Here is a 15,674-nt window from a genome sequence, read left to right as displayed (position 1 = left end):
GGGCTTTTTTTTATAAGGCTGCTGGTAATTTTTCGTCTACATCAGGTATGGTTGGTGCTGCCGGAGTGGTCATATCTTCATGATGTAATATGATATTTAAATAACGACGTGTATTTTGTACATATCTCACCGGCTCACTGCCGCGTGCATAACCATGTTTTGTTTTTGAGTACCATTGTTGCTTTGAGAGTAATGGCAAATTTTCTCTTACATCAGTCCATGAATCAGGATTCTTGCCTCGAGTCTGGGTGATCACTCTGGCATCTTCAAGATGACCAAGACCTGTGTTGTAAGCAGCTAAAGCAAACCAGGTCCGGTCAGGATCTTTTATACGTTCTGGCAAGCGACTATATAACGATGCTAAGTAGGCTGCGCCAGCAAAGATGCTTTGTTCTGGATCTTCTCGATCGGTAACGCCGAGCTGTTTTGCTGTAGAACGCGTTAGCATCATCAAACCTTTTACGCCGGTGCTTGAAACCGCCTCTGGATTCCAGTGCGACTCCTGATAAGCCATGGCAGCCAGAAGATGCCAATCAAAACCATATTCATCTGCCGCCGCTTTGAATAAGTCTTTATATTGAGGCAGATGCGTTTGAATACGACGATGAATGGCGCGCGTATCGACATAATCAAAGCGACGAATGTGTCCATAATATTTCTCAATCAGCTTATCCAGTTCACCCGATGCTTCGATATCATGAAAAAAATCAACCACTTCTAAATATAAGGATTCATCATCGCTTGGCGCCATGGCCCAGGCGAGCGGCTGAGGTTCAGATATATCAAATGCAACACGTAGTTCGGGGAACAGTGACTGATTAGCTGACATTTCATTTGAGTCAACGATGGTGTAATCAATCAGTTCTAATTGCACCAGTTCGAGTAAACCGCGACTGTCCAACTCCTTATTTTCGCGCCAGCTGAGCTCAGGTATCTCTAGTTGTAGGGCTTGTAATTGCTCTACATGACTACTATCGGCAACGACTTCCAAAGTGCCGCTGACGATATCAGTAATATCTTTCGGCCTTTTATTGCCATGTTTGTATACAAGCTGCTGTGTGACTTCATGATAAACCGGGCCAAAGCGCAATAACTCCTTACGCTGTTCGGTAACGGTTAAACCGGCGGCAGCGATGTCAGCACGACCTTCTTCAATCATATGCAGCATAGTGCCAAGATTTTCCGGCACGATGACTTTGAGCTTGACACCGAGGTGGTCAGCAAAACGCTCAGCTAGCTCGTATTCAAATCCAGCCAGGGCATCGTTGCCCTTTACATAATAACTGGTCAGGCTATATCGGCTTAGCACACGCAACTCGCCTCGCTCTTTTATTTGATCGAGTTGGGGTGGGGCTTCTCCACATGCCGTTAATATTGCCATAGCAAGTAGAGAAATAATCAATCGTCTCAAAGAGCTTCCTCAATGTTTCACCAGGGAACGATTATTACCTTATATTCAGTTCAATGCATCTGTCAGTTCGGTTTATTTGTGACAAGACTTCTGTTTTTATTGGATTTTTGTAGATTTAGATTATAATTATCCACTTTTTTTATATGGGAAATCATGCGATGAATGCGCCGGAATTATTATTGCCTGCAGGAAGTTTGCAGCATATGCGCTATGCCTATGCTTATGGTGCGGATGCTGTTTATGCCGGTCAGCCACGTTATAGTTTGCGGGTACGAAATAATGATTTCCATAAACTCCCTGTTTTGCAACAAGGTATTGAAGAAGCCCACGCCTTGGGTAAGCAGTTTTTTGTGGCAAGTAATCTGATGCCACACAATGCAAAAATTAAAACCTATATGGCAGATATGGAACCAGTGATTGAAATGCAGCCAGATGCATTAATTATGGCCGATCCAGGTTTAATCATGATGGTACGTGAACGCTGGCCAGAAATGCCGGTTCATTTATCTGTACAAGCCAATACCGTTAACTATCAGGCAGTGAAATTCTGGCAATCTATGGGTTTATCCAGAGTGATCCTTTCACGCGAATTATCGTTGGATGAGATTGAAGAAATACGCCAGCTATGTCCTGATATGGAGCTGGAAGTCTTTGTGCATGGTGCCTTATGTATTGCTTATTCAGGACGATGTTTATTATCTGGTTATTTTAATCATCGAGATCCTAATCAAGGCACATGTACAAATGCCTGCCGTTGGGATTATAAAACGCATGCCAGTGATAATAATGATGATTCGCCACAGAAAATTGAATTTAAAGCCTTTGACGCGATGAATCAGCACAGTTTTTCTGATTGTGGTGGGCAAGAGAGGCACCCTCTGGCAGATGAAGTGTATTTGATAGAAGAAACAAATCGACCTGGTGAGTTGATGCCGATTTTTGAAGATGAACATGGCACCTATATCATGAACTCAAAAGATCTCCGTGCGATTCAGCATATCGAGAGGCTAGTGAATATTGGTGTTGATTCATTGAAGATAGAAGGCCGTACCAAATCCGTCTATTATGTTGCCCGTACCGCTCAGATATACCGCCAGGCGATTGATGATGCGCTGGCTGGGCGTCGATTTAATCCTGAGCTTATCGGTCAACTGGATAATCTTTCAAACCGCGGCTATACGGATGGCTTTTATCAACGACATCCTACACAAGAACAGCAAAATTATTTACATGGTTATTCCAGTAATGAGCGGCAACAATATGTTGGTGAAGTCTTAGCGTATGATGCTGACAAGCAGTGTCTGGAGATTGATGTAAAAAACCGGTTTTCTGTCGGTGATAAATTAGAGCTGGTTATGCCTGAAGGAAACAAAACGCTGATACTGGATAAGTTATTAGATAAAGAACGTCATGATATTGAACTGGCGCCTGGCAGTGGTCACAAAGTCTATATTCCTTATCAGGGAGATGCCCCTGAGAAAGCATTACTTGCTCGATATCTTTAACGTCTTGCTTTAAAAAAGTTTTTGATGAGCTGACTACTTTCTTCTTTTAAAACATTTGCTGTGCATTCGACCTGGTGATTGAGATTAGGTAAGGCAAAAGCATCTATGCAGCTACCGGCAGCGCCTGTTTTTGGCTCTGCTGTTGCGTAGATACAGCGAGCGATACGGGCATGAACAAGTGCGCCAGCACACATCATGCAAGGTTCAAGGGTGATGTAAATTTCAGAGCCGGGCAAACGGTAATTTTGCATCGTCTGGCAGGCCTGTCTCAAGGCAACAATTTCAGCATGTGCCGTGGCATCCTGGCTGGCAATGGGTTGATTCCAACCTTGGCCGATGATTTGATCATCGAGAACAATAATCGCACCGACAGGGACTTCACCTTGAGCTTCGGCATTACGGGCAAGCGCTAATGCTTTCTGCATCCAATAATGGTCTTTTTCAGACATGAATATTGTATTTAATTAAGTTGAGTAAACGTTGGCTGCCGCCTTGACTTTGCTTGATTAACTGTTGTCCGGCTTCACCCATAGCGGTGCGTTTTGAAGGGTTTTTTAATAATTCGATCACCGTTGTAGCCAGCATTTCTGCATTATCTACCTGGATAGCTGCCTGAGCAGTAATAAACTGCTGTGTAATTTCAGCAAAATTAAAGACATGAGGTCCCACGATCACCGGACGAGATAATGCGGCTGGTTCAAGGATATTATGTCCACCCGTTGGAACCAGACTGCCTCCAACAAATGCGATATCAGAGCAGGCATAAAATATAGGGAGTTCACCCATACTATCAATGACAAGGATCTGAATATCACTCCGACAGAGACCATTTTCGCTGCGACGAAGAATTTTGAAGCCAGCACGTTGGCAGAGAGCCGCTACTTTATCAAATCGCTCTGGATGTCGAGGAACAATAATTAACAATAAATCTGGCACCTGAGCACGGATTTGGCGTGAGGCATTAAGAATAATTTCATCTTCACCTTCATGTGTACTGGCGGCAATAAAAACTGAGCGGTTCCCCCACATTGATCGAATGGCTTCAGCTTGCTCGACAATAGTAGGAGATAAATTGACTTCAAATTTGAGATTACCGACAGCATGCACTTTATCTCTATCGGCGCCAAGCTCTATAAAACGTTCACGATCTTGTTGAGCTTGGGCAGCTATCACGGTAAAGCTTTGTAGAATTTCTCGTGTTAGAGAAGGGATGCGCTGATAACCTTTTAATGAACGCTCAGACATCCTTGCATTGGCCAACACCAACGGAATATTTTGCTTACGGCAATGATGAATAAGATTGGGCCATAACTCAGTTTCCATAATGACACCAAATACAGGCTGGATAGCCTGTATAAATCGACGCATAATGACCGGCAAGTCATAGGGTAGATAACAGTGAATAACGTTATCTGCATATAATGCTTTTACCCGAGTGCTACCTGTCGGTGTCATTGTTGTAATGAGGATCTGATGCTCAGGGTACGTAGATTGGATTGCTGCAACCAAAGGCCGACAGGCCTCAACTTCCCCCATGGAAACGGCATGTACCCAGATAACTGACTTACTTTTATTGACGCTCGGCAGGGTGATTGCAAACCGCTCATCCCAACGTTTGAAGTAAGCACTGGCTTTTGTGCCTCGCCACAACAGACGCAGTAGGATAAAAGGTACAGCTAAAGTAAAAACGATATTATAAAAAACTCTCAAATCAGACTCATAAAGCAGCGAAAAGTAAGCAGGAATGATAGCATAGGCGCTACTTTGTGAAAGCAACAGAACCTGAATGAACATTTTCCAGAAACAATTTCTACATCCCCGCTTTTGGTTAAGTTGGCTGGGGCTGTTACTTATGCGTTTGTCAGTGTATTTGCCAGCCAAATTACAATATCGTATTGGTATGCTGCTCGGTCAGTTGATGCAACCCTTTATGCGTTCAAGAGCAAAAGTGGTGCGACGAAATCTGGAGTTATGTTTTCCAGAGATGAGCGATGCTGAACGAGAATATCTCGTCAAGAAAATCCTTAAAAATACAGGCATGATGATGATCGAAACCGCGATAAGCTGGTGGGCATCTGATAGGCAACTTCGCCGACGTGTCACTTATGAAGGGCTAGAGCATTTAGAAGCGGCTAAAGCAAAGGGAAAGGGAGTTATTTTGCTAACAGGGCATTTCACCAGTATGGAGATTGGTGGTCGCTTAATTATGTTACAAACCCCGGCTTATGTGATGTTCAGACATCTTAAGAACCCCTTATTTAATGCCGTTATGATGCGTTCACGAATTTACCATAGCGAAGGTATTGTAATGCGGGATGATGTCAGAGCCATGTTGCGCGCATTACGTAAGAATAAAGTTGTCTGGTATGCGCCTGATCAAGACTTTGGCCCAAGAAATAGTATCTTTGCCAAATTTTTTGGTGTGACTGCGGCCACCATTCCTGCAACGGCCAGAATGGTAAAAATGACAGGGGCAGAAGTGGTGCCATTTGTGCCTAAACGTAATTCAGATGGTAGTTACCATATTCAAATTTTCCCTGCATGGGAGGCATATCCATCTGGCGATGATATCGTCGATGCTCAACGTATAAATGACTGGATTGAGTCTCAAATTCGACAGATGCCCGAACAATATTTCTGGTTACATCGTCGCTTTAAAACTCAACCCGACGGAAAAGGGCGTTTATATAAGAAAGTCAGATAATTAAAAGCTATAGCTTAAAATTAATGATTCTGCACCAGGATTATTCTCACCGATATTAGCGTTGGATAGATGATATAAACCTAAGCCAAGTCGACTTTTATCACTAAACTGATAGGCAAGTTCGGCACCTGTTCTGAACTCAATATCGTAACCTAAATCAACCCCTCCACCTTGTTCATAAGCCGCAATAGCGAAGTTGGGTGTCAGTATCCAGTTGTTGTTGAGATAAATGTCATATCTCACACCAGCATAGCCCCAATAACCACCATCAGAAGTCAACGTTGCTCCAAGGGTAGGAATCAAATTAAAAGCCGACGCTTGTGGGGAAAATCGATATTCAACACCTATCTCAGCAGCAGTATTATCATCGAAAACCTCAAAGGCACCCACAGACAAAGCCATTTGTGATTCTTGTTCTGCGAAAGCCGTAGAAGGGAGAAGGAGGGTGAGTGCAATTGAGGCGTTACGAAGATGTTTATTCATCGTTGGGTTCCATGCCAGAATTTAATAAAAAGGCTTTATAACATGCCTATTATTTGTGAGGCAAGAATCCCAGCCATAAAAAAAGGCCACCCAAGGGTAGCCTTTTTTCGATCTGCAAAAGCAGCCAACAATTAACGTTTTGAGAATTGAGGACGTTTACGTGCTTTATGAAGACCAATTTTCTTACGTTCAACGGCACGAGCATCACGAGTGATAAAGCCTGCTTTACGCAATTCAGCTTTTAATTCGTTGTCGTATTCGACTAGTGCGCGGCTGATACCGTGACGAATTGCACCGGCTTGACCATTATTACCACCACCACGAACGGTGATTTTCAGGTCAAATTTTTCAAGCATGTCAACTAACTCTAAAGGCTGACGAACAACCATGCGAGAAGTTTCACGACCGAAATAATCTTCCAGTGTGCGAGTGTTAATTGAAATGTTGCCGCTGCCTGGTTTCAGGAATACACGAGCTGTTGAGCTTTTGCGGCGACCTGTAGCGTAGTATGAATCTGCCATGACAATATCCGATTAGATTTCCAGCACTTTAGGCTGTTGAGCTGTATGAGGGTGTTCTGCGCCAGCGTAAACTTTCAGTTTGCCGAACATCGCGCGACCCAGCGGGTTTTTAGGAAGCATACCTTTGACAGCCGTCTGGATAACACGCTCAGGTGCTTTGTCGAGTTGTTTTTCCAGCGAGATAGACTTGATACCACCGATATGACCTGTGTGGTGATAATAAATTTTATCTTTCATTTTGTTACCAGTTACACGCAGTTTTTCAGCGTTGATAACAACAATGTAATCGCCAGTGTCGACATGTGGTGTGTAGATAGCTTTATGCTTTCCACGTAAACGACGTGCGATTTCAGTAGCCATACGGCCTAATGTTTTGCCGTCAGCATCAATAACGAACCAGTCACGACGAACTTCTGCTGGTTTTGCACTTATGGTTTTCATCCGCGAGTTGCTCCTGATAATTACGCAGGCGGGCTAAATAAAGAGGGAGAATATTACGCACTAAGGAAAAAGCTGTCAACCTTATTTAAGTAAACAACCAAAACAATAATACGCCAAGCACCAAACGATATAGTACGAATGGCCACATCCCAATACGATCAAGCATTTTTAGAAATAAGAAAATGCATAAATAGGCGCTAACGGCAGAAAATAATGCGCCAGCACATAAAGCAAACCAGTCTATCACAAGTTGTGATTCGATAAGCTCAATAATTTTTAAACCACCCGCGAGAACAATGACCGGAATGGATAACAGAAAAGAAAAACGAGCTGCAGCCTCTCGTGTTAGACCCAACATCAAACCTGCAGTAATTGTTATGCCTGAACGTGATGTACCTGGAATCAGCGCAATCGCCTGAGCAATGCCAATAAAAAGTACATCAAACCAATTTAGTCGATTTTCATTACGAATGCGTTTACCTTGCCAATCTGCCCAGCCCAATAACAGGCCAAAAACGATAGTGGTTGTCGCAATGACAAGTGGACTGCGTAAACTTGTTTCTACCTGGTCCCCTAAAAATAAACCTGCTAAACCGACAGGAATAGTGCCAAACAGCACTGCCCAAGCTAATTTACTGTCACCGATAGTCTGCTTTTGCGCAACTGACTTAAACCAGTCCACTATTAAGGCCCGAATTGTCCGACGGAAATAGATAATAACGGCAGTTAATGTTCCGACGTGAACGGCAACGTCAAAGGCCAATCCTTGATCCTGCCAGTCAGCAATAATAGGTAATAAAATAAGGTGAGCCGAGCTGGAAATAGGTAAAAATTCAGTCAGGCCTTGTAATAAGGCTAAGGCGATAATATGTAACAAATCCATGGCAAAAACAGTCGTCCAGAAGCTTATTTAATAAAAGGCTTAATTTATGTGGGTCATATTATAGTCGCGCCCGTGTTAAAATTGCCGCTCTTAAACATCACTCTTACTTTAGAAAGAGGCTTATCTGTCAACATGTCTAACCGAATTCGCGAGATTCCGTACAACTATACCTCATTTTCTGATCGTGAAATCGTCATTCGTTTCCTTGGGGAACCAATGTGGGAGGTTTTGCAGCAACTCCGTGAGCAACGCAAAACTGGCCGCTCAGCAAAAATGCTGTTTGAAGTTCTAGGAGATATGTGGGTTATCCAACGTAACCCATTTATTCAGGACGATTTAGTCGAAAACCAAAAGCGTTGGGGCTCGCTTCGTCATGCTTTGCATCATCGACTGGATCAAATTCGTATCCGCGCAGAAGAGAATAATAATGACCTTGCTCTGCAATTGGAGAAAAGTGCGCGTCAAGCAGTAGAGCGGTTTGAACGTAATTTATTGAGCACCGCGGAACGTAGAAAGATGGTGATGCGTCGTTTATCCAAAACGACAAAAAAACATAATATCCAGTTTGATGGTCTGGCCCGTGTCTCACATGTAACTGATGCCACTGACTGGCGTGTTGAATACCCACTAGCGGTTGTGACGCCAGACTCTGAAGAAGAAATGGCAAAAATTATTGCTGCCTGTATCGACTTGGGATTAACAGTTATTCCTCGTGGTGGTGGTACTGGTTATACCGGTGGCGCTATTCCGCTCACGGCTGAAAGTGTGGTGGTTAACACTGAAAAACTGGAAGGCCTGGGGGAAGTTATTTATCGCCATATTCCTGGTCGTGATGAAAAAGTGCCTACCGTTCGAGCTGAGGCCGGCGTTGTTACACGCCGTGTTTCTGACTTAGCTGATCGCAGTGGCTTAGTGTTTGCTGTGGATCCAACGTCACAAGATGCCTCCACCATCGGTGGTAATGTGGCGATGAATGCTGGTGGTAAAAAAGCCGTGATGTGGGGTACGGCACTAGATAATCTGCTGTCATGGAGAATGGTGACGCCGGATGCCACCTGGATGGAAGTGGAACGGTTAAACCATAACCTGAGCAAAATTCATGATATTGAGTATGCCGAGTTTAAAATAACGCGCTTTGAAGCTGATGGTAAAACCGTTATTGGTGAGCCAGAAGTCATGAGAATACCTGCCAAAGAACTACGTAAGATTGGCTTAGGGAAAGACGTGACAAACAAGTTCCTCGGTGGTTTGCCGGGCATACAAAAAGAAGGCTGTGATGGTTTGATCACGTCTTCTGTTTTTGTTCTGCATCGTATGCCTGACTATATCCGTACGGTCTGTCTTGAGTTTTTCGGTAATGACTTAAGTAAAGCCGTACCGGCTATCGTAGAGACCAAAGATTACCTGGACAATAACAAAAACGTGTTACTGGCCGGGATGGAACATCTTGATGAGCGCTATGTAAAAGCCGTTGACTACTCAACCAAAGCGCCGCGTTCAGTGGCGCCGAAGATGGTCTTGCTTATTGATGTGGTAGGGGATGATGAGGACGCGGTAGCAGAAGCCTGCTCTGAAGTGGTTCGTCTTGCCAATGCGCGTGATGGTGAAGGCTTTGTGGCCGTCAGCCCTGAAGCGCGCAAACGTTTCTGGGCCGATCGTTCTCGGACAGCGGCGATTGCCAGACATACCAATGCGTTTAAGATTAATGAAGACGTCGTTATTCCTCTGGATCGTTTATCTGAATATAACGATGGTATTGAACGTATTAACATTGTTCAGTCCACACGCAATAAGCTAAAAACAGCGAAAGCAGTGAAAACCTATTTGAGTTCTAATCCAAAAGAACTGAAAGAGTGTGGCAATAAAGATTTGAGTGATAGTGTTGAAAACGATGCCATCGTCAATTCTAAAAACGAAGCCGCATGCCGTCATGTCGATGTGGTCATGGCACGCTGGCAGAAAATTTTAGACAGCCTGGACAAACCTGCTAAAGATTTAGCCGACCTGCTGTCTGATACTGCTACAGCCAATATCCTCGACGGTGATACGTTATTTAATGTACTACAGCGTCGTGACTTACGTATTTCGTATCGTGAAGAAATGGAAAAACCCTTAAAAGAGTTATTCCAAGGGCAAGCGCTGAGTGTATTACGTAATAAGCTGGACAGTATTCATAAAGAAAACCGTTCAGGTCGTTTGTTTGTCGCCACCCACATGCATGCCGGTGATGGTAATGTTCACACGAACATTCCAGTCAATTCTAATGACTACGAAATGATGCATGATGCTGAAGGCATTGTCGATGAAGTGATGGCATTAGCTGGGCGCCTGGGTGGTGTTATTTCCGGTGAACATGGTATTGGTCTGACCAAGATGCAATATCTGGACAAAGCTACCATTGATGCCTTTGCCGGGTACAAACAGAAAGTGGATCCCAATGGTCATTTCAATGCCGGTAAGTTATTAGCCGGTTCTGGTCTGGACAATGCTTATACACCGTCATTACGCCTGTTAGAGCAGGAAGCGTTGATTCTTGAACAAAGTGATCTGGGTGACATCAACAATGACATCAAAGACTGTCTGAGATGTGGTAAGTGTAAGCCTGAGTGTACAACTCATGTGCCTCGTGCCAACTTACTATACTCACCACGGAATAAAATTCTTGGTACAGGCTTGATTATTGAAGCTTTCTTGTACGAAGAACAAACGCGCCGTGGCATTTCAGTTCGTCACTTTGAAGAGATGAATGATGTGGCGGATCACTGCACGGTATGTCACCGCTGTCTGAATCCTTGCCCGGTCAATATCGACTTTGGTGATGTCAGTATCAAACTACGTGAAGTGCTGAAGAAACAAGGCAAGCGTCGTCCAAATATTGGCACCTGGACATCGATGGCCTATCTGAATGCGACTGATCCTCTGACAGTGAAAATCATGCGTAAAACCATGATTGAGTGGGGGTATCAGGCCCAGAAAATGGCGCATGGTGTTGCTAAAACACTAGGCTTATTAGGCAGCAAGAAAAAACGTCCCCTGCCTACGACAGGTAAAACGCCGATTCGTGAGCAAGTCGTTCATTTCATGAAAAAGCCAATGCCAACAGGTTTGCCGACACAAACTACACGTGCCATGTTGGGTGTTGAAGATGAGAAAATGATTCCGATTCTACGTGATCCGAAAAAGGTCAATGATGAATCAGATGCCGTTTTCTACTTCCCGGGTTGCGGTTCTGAGCGTTTGTTCAGCCAGGTAGGTTTGGCGACCTTAGCCATGTTGTATGAAGTGGGCACTGAAACTGTGCTGCCCCCTGGCTATCTGTGTTGTGGTTACCCGCAAGCATCAACAGGGGATAAGGAAAAAGCCACATCGATTTCGACATCTAATCAGGTGTTATTCCATCGCTTAGCGAATACGCTGAATTACATGGATATCAAAACCGTCATAGTCTCATGCGGTACCTGTATGGATCAGTTGCTGAAGTATCAGTTTGAGGCGATCTTCCCTGGCTGCCGCCTGTTGGATATTCATGAATATCTAATGGAAAAAGGTGTCAAGCTGGAAGGCGTGGAAGGGGTTCAGTATATGTATCATGACCCATGTCACACACCTATGAAAACATATCAGCCGACCTCTGTGGCCAGTACTTTAATGGGACAGGAAGTAGCATTAAATGATCGTTGCTGTGGTGAAGCCGGTTCGTTTGCTGTGGCGCGTCCAGATATCGCGACGCAGGTGCGTTTCCGTAAGGAAGAGGAAATTACTAAAGGGATTCAGGAACTGACCGGGCAGGATAAGGCGAAAAATGGCAATGTGAAAATGTTGACGTCATGCCCAGCCTGTCAACAAGGCCTGAGCCGCTACAGTGAAGATACGGGTATTGATACCGACTATATTGTGGTTGAAATTGCCAAACACCTGAAAGGGGATAACTGGCATAAAGACTTCATCGATAGTGTTAAACAAGGTGGTATTGAACGCGTATTACTCTAAGTTAATCGCAGAAAATACTGTAAAAAAAGGGAGCATCTGCTCCCTTTTTTATTTGATATATGAATCAAAAGACTAGCGTGCTGTTAGTGGTTCACCCTCAAATTGCACGCCATCCCAACCGGTTTTCATAAAGTGGCGAATATTTTGGTGATCGTCCCCGTGTGGATTGGCTAACACATCATCCCGATAATACTGACCAAAGCAGGCTAGGGTTTCGTCAACACTAAGTGCATGTATTTTGCCAAAGCCAAGAATTTTGCATGAGCCATTATTTTGGCCGGCTTCATTGGTGGTACCACCGTTTTTAAATGCGGTAGGAGTAAATACATAATTAGCTTCAATGACTGACATAGTGTCATCAAACGCTATGTTTTCAGGGTGTGTTTTTAATTGCGTTAAAAAAGCCTGCAATTCCATTTTATCTCCATTATTCATCGTAAAATTGAGTGAAATATTCTACTGTCTCACGTTCAGTTCTAAACTGATTCACCTGGGCTTCAGTATCTTCATAACCCAGCGCCATGCCCGAAAGAATGATGGCATCCTTTGGTAAGGATAAGTGTTCTTTCACAACATTGGGATATTGCGCTAATGCTGCCTGAGGGCAGGTTGCCAAGCCACAATCGACCGCAGCCAGCATCACTGATTGCATGAACATACCCATGTCCATATATGAACCGGTTTGCATGATGCCATCCATCCAGAAAAACAGCATCACCGGCGCATCAAAGGAACGGTAATTGGCTGCCCATTGCGCGCGTTGCCCTGCTTTATCGTCACGGGCAATGTTTAGCGTCTGATAAAGCTTTAAACCACAAGCTTTGCGTCTGTCATTGTAGGGAGAAGGCATTGGGTTGGGGTAGTACTGATAAGCAGGGGCGGTTGTTTCACCTTGTTCAAATGCAGAAACCATCGCATCAGCCAGACGCTGTTTTGCTTTTCCTCTGACGACAGCCACTTGCCAAGGCTGTGTATTTGAGCCGGAAGGACTGTGTCTAGCAGCCTCCAGGAGAGTCATTAGATCTTGCTGACTCACTTCTTTATCTAAAAAATGACGCACAGAATGGCGTTTTTGCATGGCTTCAATCGTATTCATCTGCTTAGTCTGATTCCTTTACACGAGACAAACAGGCTAACAGAATGAGTCCAATAGTAAATAACATGACTTGTAACCAAAGTCGGCCCCAAACGGCAGCAATTGAAATAGCAAATGACAGTATGATGATTAAATAGGCTTTCTTTTTAATATCCCGGCGCATGCTATGTGTTTGTTGCCATTGCCTTAGTGGAGGTCCGAACCATTTGTGATTGAGCAACATTTGATGAAACCGGGGAGAGCTTTCGGCAAAACACGCCAAGGCTAATATCAGAAAAATCGTTGTTGGCATCAACGGCAGGATGACACCAATGATGCCCAAGGCGACAAACATCCAGCCTAAGCAAATCAAAACAAGATGTTTGATACGTGTCTTCATACGATCGTTTTAGGCTCTCGACATAAATTTACCTGTGTCGGTGTTGACCCTAATGACTTCTCCATTTTCGATATATTCTGGGACTTGTACTTCTAAGCCCGTCGATAAGGTTGCTGGTTTTGTGCGAGCCGCTGCCGTAGCGCCTTTTATCCCCGGCGATGTATCGACAATAGTCAAAGAAACCGCGGCTGGCAACTCTATAGCCACAAGTTGTTGTTGTAATAAAACAGCGACGATATTATCCAGACCATCATGGATATAGCCCAGCGCGTCTTCAATATCAGCAGCATTGATAGCGTATTGCTCAAAGGTTTCATTGTTCATAAAGATGTAGCTGTCGCCATCCTGATAGGAAAATTGGACTAACTGGCGTTCACAGTCGACCTCTTTAAGAAAGTCTTCGCCTTTGAAGGATTCATCACGTTTTTGTTTCGTTTTAAGATGGTTAAAACGAACTTTATATAGTGTCGATGCGCCACGCGAAGATGGGTTACGAATATCAATATCTTTAACGACATAGGGCTCATCATGTACTTCTACTACCATTCCACGTTTAAGATCACTGGCCTTGGGCATACTCTTGTTCCGATTCTCATAGAAAGTTCCGCATTATACGTTACCGAGACCTTAGCGGAACCAATTGCCATCTAGCAATGAGTAAAGCTAATCGGTGTTAATACGGCTTTGCGTTAGAATGTTACCCAATATCTATCGTAGTGAAAAAGGAACGTTAATGGCAATTCAGTGGTATCCCGGCCATATGCATAAAGCCAGCAAAGAAATGAGAGAGATCTTGCCGCAGGTGGATCTGATTATTGAAGTGCTGGATGCCCGAATTCCCTTCAGCAGCCAGAATCCTATGCTGGCAGAGATTCGCAAAGACAAACCTTGTATCAAGTTGCTGAATAAATATGATCTGGCTGATGTAACAATCACAGAGCGTTGGCAGCAGTATTTTGAGCAGGAAAATCATACGAAAACGCTGACTATGGTGGCTCAGCAACAGGAAGGTATCGCTGATTTACTGACACTGTGTAGAAAAATGGTACCTGCCAAAGCAGAAGCGGGAAGACCGATTAACACGATGATTATGGGCATTCCGAATGTTGGAAAGTCCACATTGATTAACAGTCTTGCCGGTCGCCAAATAGCCAAAACAGGTAATGAACCGGCAATTACCAAAATGCAACAACGCATCAGACTAGAACAAGGTGTTGTCTTGCATGATACCCCTGGCGTGTTATGGCCAAATCTTGAAAACCCTCATGGTGGTTATCGTCTAGCCGTGACTGGCGCAATCAAAGAAACAGCAATTGATAATGATGATATTGCCTTATATGCCATCGAGTATTTGATGCAGGCCTATCCGGAACAGTTAAAACAACGCTTCGGTCTGGATACTTTAACTGAATATCCGCTGGAGAATATGGAAGCTATTGGAATCAAACGGGGCTGTCTGAGGTCTGGTGGTAAGGTAGATTTGGATCGTACTGCTAAGATCATTCTGACTGAGAGCAGAGCAGGCATGCTGGGAAGGATCACCTGGGAGACACCTCAAATGATAGAAGCAGAATGGCAACAGGTTTTGATTGTCCGAGAAGAAAAAGCAGCAAAAAAGGCTGAGCGAAAAAAGAATAGAAAAAACAAATAACGACTTATATAAACTCATTAACTACTAAGGTATATGACAGGAGGTTTGCCAATGATTCGTTTCAGCATACTCATATTAGCTTTGGCTGTGCTAACAGCATGCAGTTATATGTCTCCCAAAATCCAACCGCCTGCGGAAGGGGACTTGTCACTTAAGCAGGTAGCAGACAATATTAATTTATATCAAGGTAAAACAGTTCGATGGGGCGGTAAAATTATTGCTGTTGAAAATAGCGAGCAGCAATCAGAAATTTTGGTCGTTCAGTTCCCGCTCAACCGAGTTGGCCGACCAGACGAAAGTAGTGACAGTGAAGGTCGTTTTTTTATTCGTAGTGCTGACTTTCTCGATCCTGAAGTTTATAAAACAGATAGTTTTATTACAGTACTAGGGCAGGTTGTCGATCAGAAAAATATCACTGTAGATCAAAAGCAGCTTACCTTACCGGTTATTCAGCAGAGCAAAGAACAGCGTTGGCCGGCAAATAATCCTGTTTCAGGTCTGCCATACAACCCTAAACATGACTGGCCCTTTGTAGGCTACGGTTACTACGGTACAGGGTCTTATTCTCCTTAAAGACTTTTACCGAAACTTTACATTGTTTAAATAAGAA

Annotated in this window: 16 protein-coding genes; 5 read left to right on the top strand and 11 right to left on the bottom strand. The window is 43.9% G+C overall.

The features are described 5' to 3' along the window. Positions 1 to 10 precede the first annotated feature (10 nt). A complete protein-coding gene (mltF, locus tag AC13DA_RS06485; protein ID WP_284452153.1) occupies positions 11 to 1,411 on the bottom strand; it encodes a membrane-bound lytic murein transglycosylase MltF in 1,401 nt (466 codons plus the stop codon). A gap of 158 nt (positions 1,412 to 1,569) precedes the next feature. Here mltF and trhP point away from each other — a divergent pair, with 158 nt between their 5' ends. Continuing rightward, positions 1,570 to 2,916 (top strand): prephenate-dependent tRNA uridine(34) hydroxylase TrhP, encoded by a 1,347-nt coding sequence (trhP, locus tag AC13DA_RS06480; RefSeq protein ID WP_284452154.1) that lies wholly within the window; start codon positions 1,570 to 1,572, stop codon positions 2,914 to 2,916. On the opposite strand, the gene tadA is transcribed toward trhP, so the two are convergent. Both tadA and waaA read right to left on the bottom strand, forming a co-directional pair. Continuing rightward, positions 2,913 to 3,365 (bottom strand): tRNA adenosine(34) deaminase TadA, encoded by a 453-nt coding sequence (gene tadA / locus AC13DA_RS06475; RefSeq protein WP_284452155.1) that lies wholly within the window; start codon positions 3,363 to 3,365, stop codon positions 2,913 to 2,915. The two genes, trhP and tadA, sit on opposite strands and share 4 nt — an antisense overlap. Continuing rightward, entirely contained in the window at positions 3,358 to 4,626 is a 1,269-nt protein-coding gene (gene waaA / locus AC13DA_RS06470; protein WP_284452156.1) for a lipid IV(A) 3-deoxy-D-manno-octulosonic acid transferase, read from the bottom strand. The genes tadA and waaA overlap by 8 nt, the downstream gene beginning before the upstream one ends. Positions 4,627 to 4,702: 76 nt before the next feature. Between waaA and lpxL the strand changes: the two genes are divergently transcribed. Further along, positions 4,703 to 5,620 (top strand): LpxL/LpxP family Kdo(2)-lipid IV(A) lauroyl/palmitoleoyl acyltransferase, encoded by a 918-nt coding sequence (gene lpxL / locus AC13DA_RS06465; protein WP_273178683.1) that lies wholly within the window; start codon positions 4,703 to 4,705, stop codon positions 5,618 to 5,620. Here lpxL and AC13DA_RS06460 read toward each other — a convergent pair whose 3' ends face one another. The 4 genes from AC13DA_RS06460 to AC13DA_RS06445 all read right to left on the bottom strand — a co-directional run bounded on the left by AC13DA_RS06460 (position 5,621) and on the right by AC13DA_RS06445 (position 7,948). Continuing rightward, positions 5,621 to 6,103 (bottom strand): acyloxyacyl hydrolase, encoded by a 483-nt coding sequence (locus AC13DA_RS06460; RefSeq protein WP_284452157.1) that lies wholly within the window; start codon positions 6,101 to 6,103, stop codon positions 5,621 to 5,623. Between the two features lie 131 nt (positions 6,104 to 6,234). Beyond that, positions 6,235 to 6,624: a 30S ribosomal protein S9 gene (gene rpsI / locus AC13DA_RS06455; RefSeq protein ID WP_007146943.1), complete on the bottom strand. Its 390-nt coding sequence runs from the start codon at positions 6,622 to 6,624 to the stop codon at positions 6,235 to 6,237. 12 nt (positions 6,625 to 6,636) lie between these two features. Further along, positions 6,637 to 7,065 (bottom strand): 50S ribosomal protein L13, encoded by a 429-nt coding sequence (rplM, locus tag AC13DA_RS06450; RefSeq protein WP_007146942.1) that lies wholly within the window; start codon positions 7,063 to 7,065, stop codon positions 6,637 to 6,639. 85 nt (positions 7,066 to 7,150) lie between these two features. Continuing rightward, complete coding sequence (locus AC13DA_RS06445; protein WP_284452158.1) at positions 7,151 to 7,948, bottom strand: undecaprenyl-diphosphate phosphatase; 798 nt, start codon at positions 7,946 to 7,948, stop codon at positions 7,151 to 7,153. Positions 7,949 to 8,080: 132 nt separating this feature from the next. On the opposite strand from AC13DA_RS06445, the gene AC13DA_RS06440 reads away from it, so the two are divergent. Next, on the top strand, positions 8,081 to 11,938 hold the full coding sequence (locus tag AC13DA_RS06440) for an FAD/FMN-binding oxidoreductase (RefSeq protein WP_273178689.1): 3,858 nt from the start codon (positions 8,081 to 8,083) through the stop codon (positions 11,936 to 11,938). A 72-nt stretch (positions 11,939 to 12,010) separates the two neighbouring features. Here the strand turns inward: AC13DA_RS06440 and AC13DA_RS06435 are convergent, their stop codons facing one another. The 4 genes from AC13DA_RS06435 to efpL are packed head-to-tail and all read right to left on the bottom strand — an operon-like array spanning position 12,011 to position 13,989. Continuing rightward, positions 12,011 to 12,355 (bottom strand): HopJ type III effector protein, encoded by a 345-nt coding sequence (locus AC13DA_RS06435; RefSeq protein WP_284452159.1) that lies wholly within the window; start codon positions 12,353 to 12,355, stop codon positions 12,011 to 12,013. Positions 12,356 to 12,365: 10 nt separating this feature from the next. Further along, positions 12,366 to 13,034 (bottom strand): nitroreductase, encoded by a 669-nt coding sequence (locus AC13DA_RS06430; RefSeq protein ID WP_284452160.1) that lies wholly within the window; start codon positions 13,032 to 13,034, stop codon positions 12,366 to 12,368. Positions 13,035 to 13,038: 4 nt separating this feature from the next. After that, on the bottom strand, positions 13,039 to 13,413 hold the full coding sequence (locus AC13DA_RS06425; RefSeq protein WP_007146937.1) for a YbaN family protein: 375 nt from the start codon (positions 13,411 to 13,413) through the stop codon (positions 13,039 to 13,041). Between the two features lie 9 nt (positions 13,414 to 13,422). Further along, entirely contained in the window at positions 13,423 to 13,989 is a 567-nt protein-coding gene (gene efpL, locus AC13DA_RS06420) for an elongation factor P-like protein EfpL (RefSeq protein ID WP_007146936.1), read from the bottom strand. 157 nt (positions 13,990 to 14,146) lie between these two features. On the opposite strand from efpL, the gene ylqF reads away from it, so the two are divergent. Beyond that, complete coding sequence (gene ylqF, locus AC13DA_RS06415) at positions 14,147 to 15,064, top strand: ribosome biogenesis GTPase YlqF (protein ID WP_284452161.1); 918 nt, start codon at positions 14,147 to 14,149, stop codon at positions 15,062 to 15,064. Positions 15,065 to 15,115: 51 nt separating this feature from the next. Further along, entirely contained in the window at positions 15,116 to 15,637 is a 522-nt protein-coding gene (locus AC13DA_RS06410) for a Slp family lipoprotein (RefSeq protein ID WP_284452162.1), read from the top strand. Positions 15,638 to 15,674: the final 37 nt, after the last annotated feature.

The sequence above is a fragment of the Methylophaga sp. F-2 genome, from assembly GCF_056859315.1.
This window is presented reverse-complemented; position numbering and strand designations above follow the sequence as displayed.

Coding starts and splice junctions, on each gene's coding strand:
- trhP (WP_284452154.1), top strand. CDS start 1,570: ATGAATGCGCCGGAATTATTATTGCCTGCAGGAAGTTTGCAGCATATG.
- tadA (WP_284452155.1), bottom strand. CDS start 3,365: ATGTCTGAAAAAGACCATTATTGGATGCAGAAAGCATTAGCGCTTGCC.
- lpxL (WP_273178683.1), top strand. CDS start 4,703: ATGAACATTTTCCAGAAACAATTTCTACATCCCCGCTTTTGGTTAAGT.
- AC13DA_RS06460 (WP_284452157.1), bottom strand. CDS start 6,103: ATGAATAAACATCTTCGTAACGCCTCAATTGCACTCACCCTCCTTCTC.
- rpsI (WP_007146943.1), bottom strand. CDS start 6,624: ATGGCAGATTCATACTACGCTACAGGTCGCCGCAAAAGCTCAACAGCT.
- rplM (WP_007146942.1), bottom strand. CDS start 7,065: ATGAAAACCATAAGTGCAAAACCAGCAGAAGTTCGTCGTGACTGGTTC.
- AC13DA_RS06445 (WP_284452158.1), bottom strand. CDS start 7,948: ATGGATTTGTTACATATTATCGCCTTAGCCTTATTACAAGGCCTGACT.
- AC13DA_RS06440 (WP_273178689.1), top strand. CDS start 8,081: ATGTCTAACCGAATTCGCGAGATTCCGTACAACTATACCTCATTTTCT.
- AC13DA_RS06435 (WP_284452159.1), bottom strand. CDS start 12,355: ATGGAATTGCAGGCTTTTTTAACGCAATTAAAAACACACCCTGAAAAC.
- AC13DA_RS06430 (WP_284452160.1), bottom strand. CDS start 13,034: ATGAATACGATTGAAGCCATGCAAAAACGCCATTCTGTGCGTCATTTT.
- AC13DA_RS06425 (WP_007146937.1), bottom strand. CDS start 13,413: ATGAAGACACGTATCAAACATCTTGTTTTGATTTGCTTAGGCTGGATG.
- efpL (WP_007146936.1), bottom strand. CDS start 13,989: ATGCCCAAGGCCAGTGATCTTAAACGTGGAATGGTAGTAGAAGTACAT.
- ylqF (WP_284452161.1), top strand. CDS start 14,147: ATGGCAATTCAGTGGTATCCCGGCCATATGCATAAAGCCAGCAAAGAA.
- AC13DA_RS06410 (WP_284452162.1), top strand. CDS start 15,116: ATGATTCGTTTCAGCATACTCATATTAGCTTTGGCTGTGCTAACAGCA.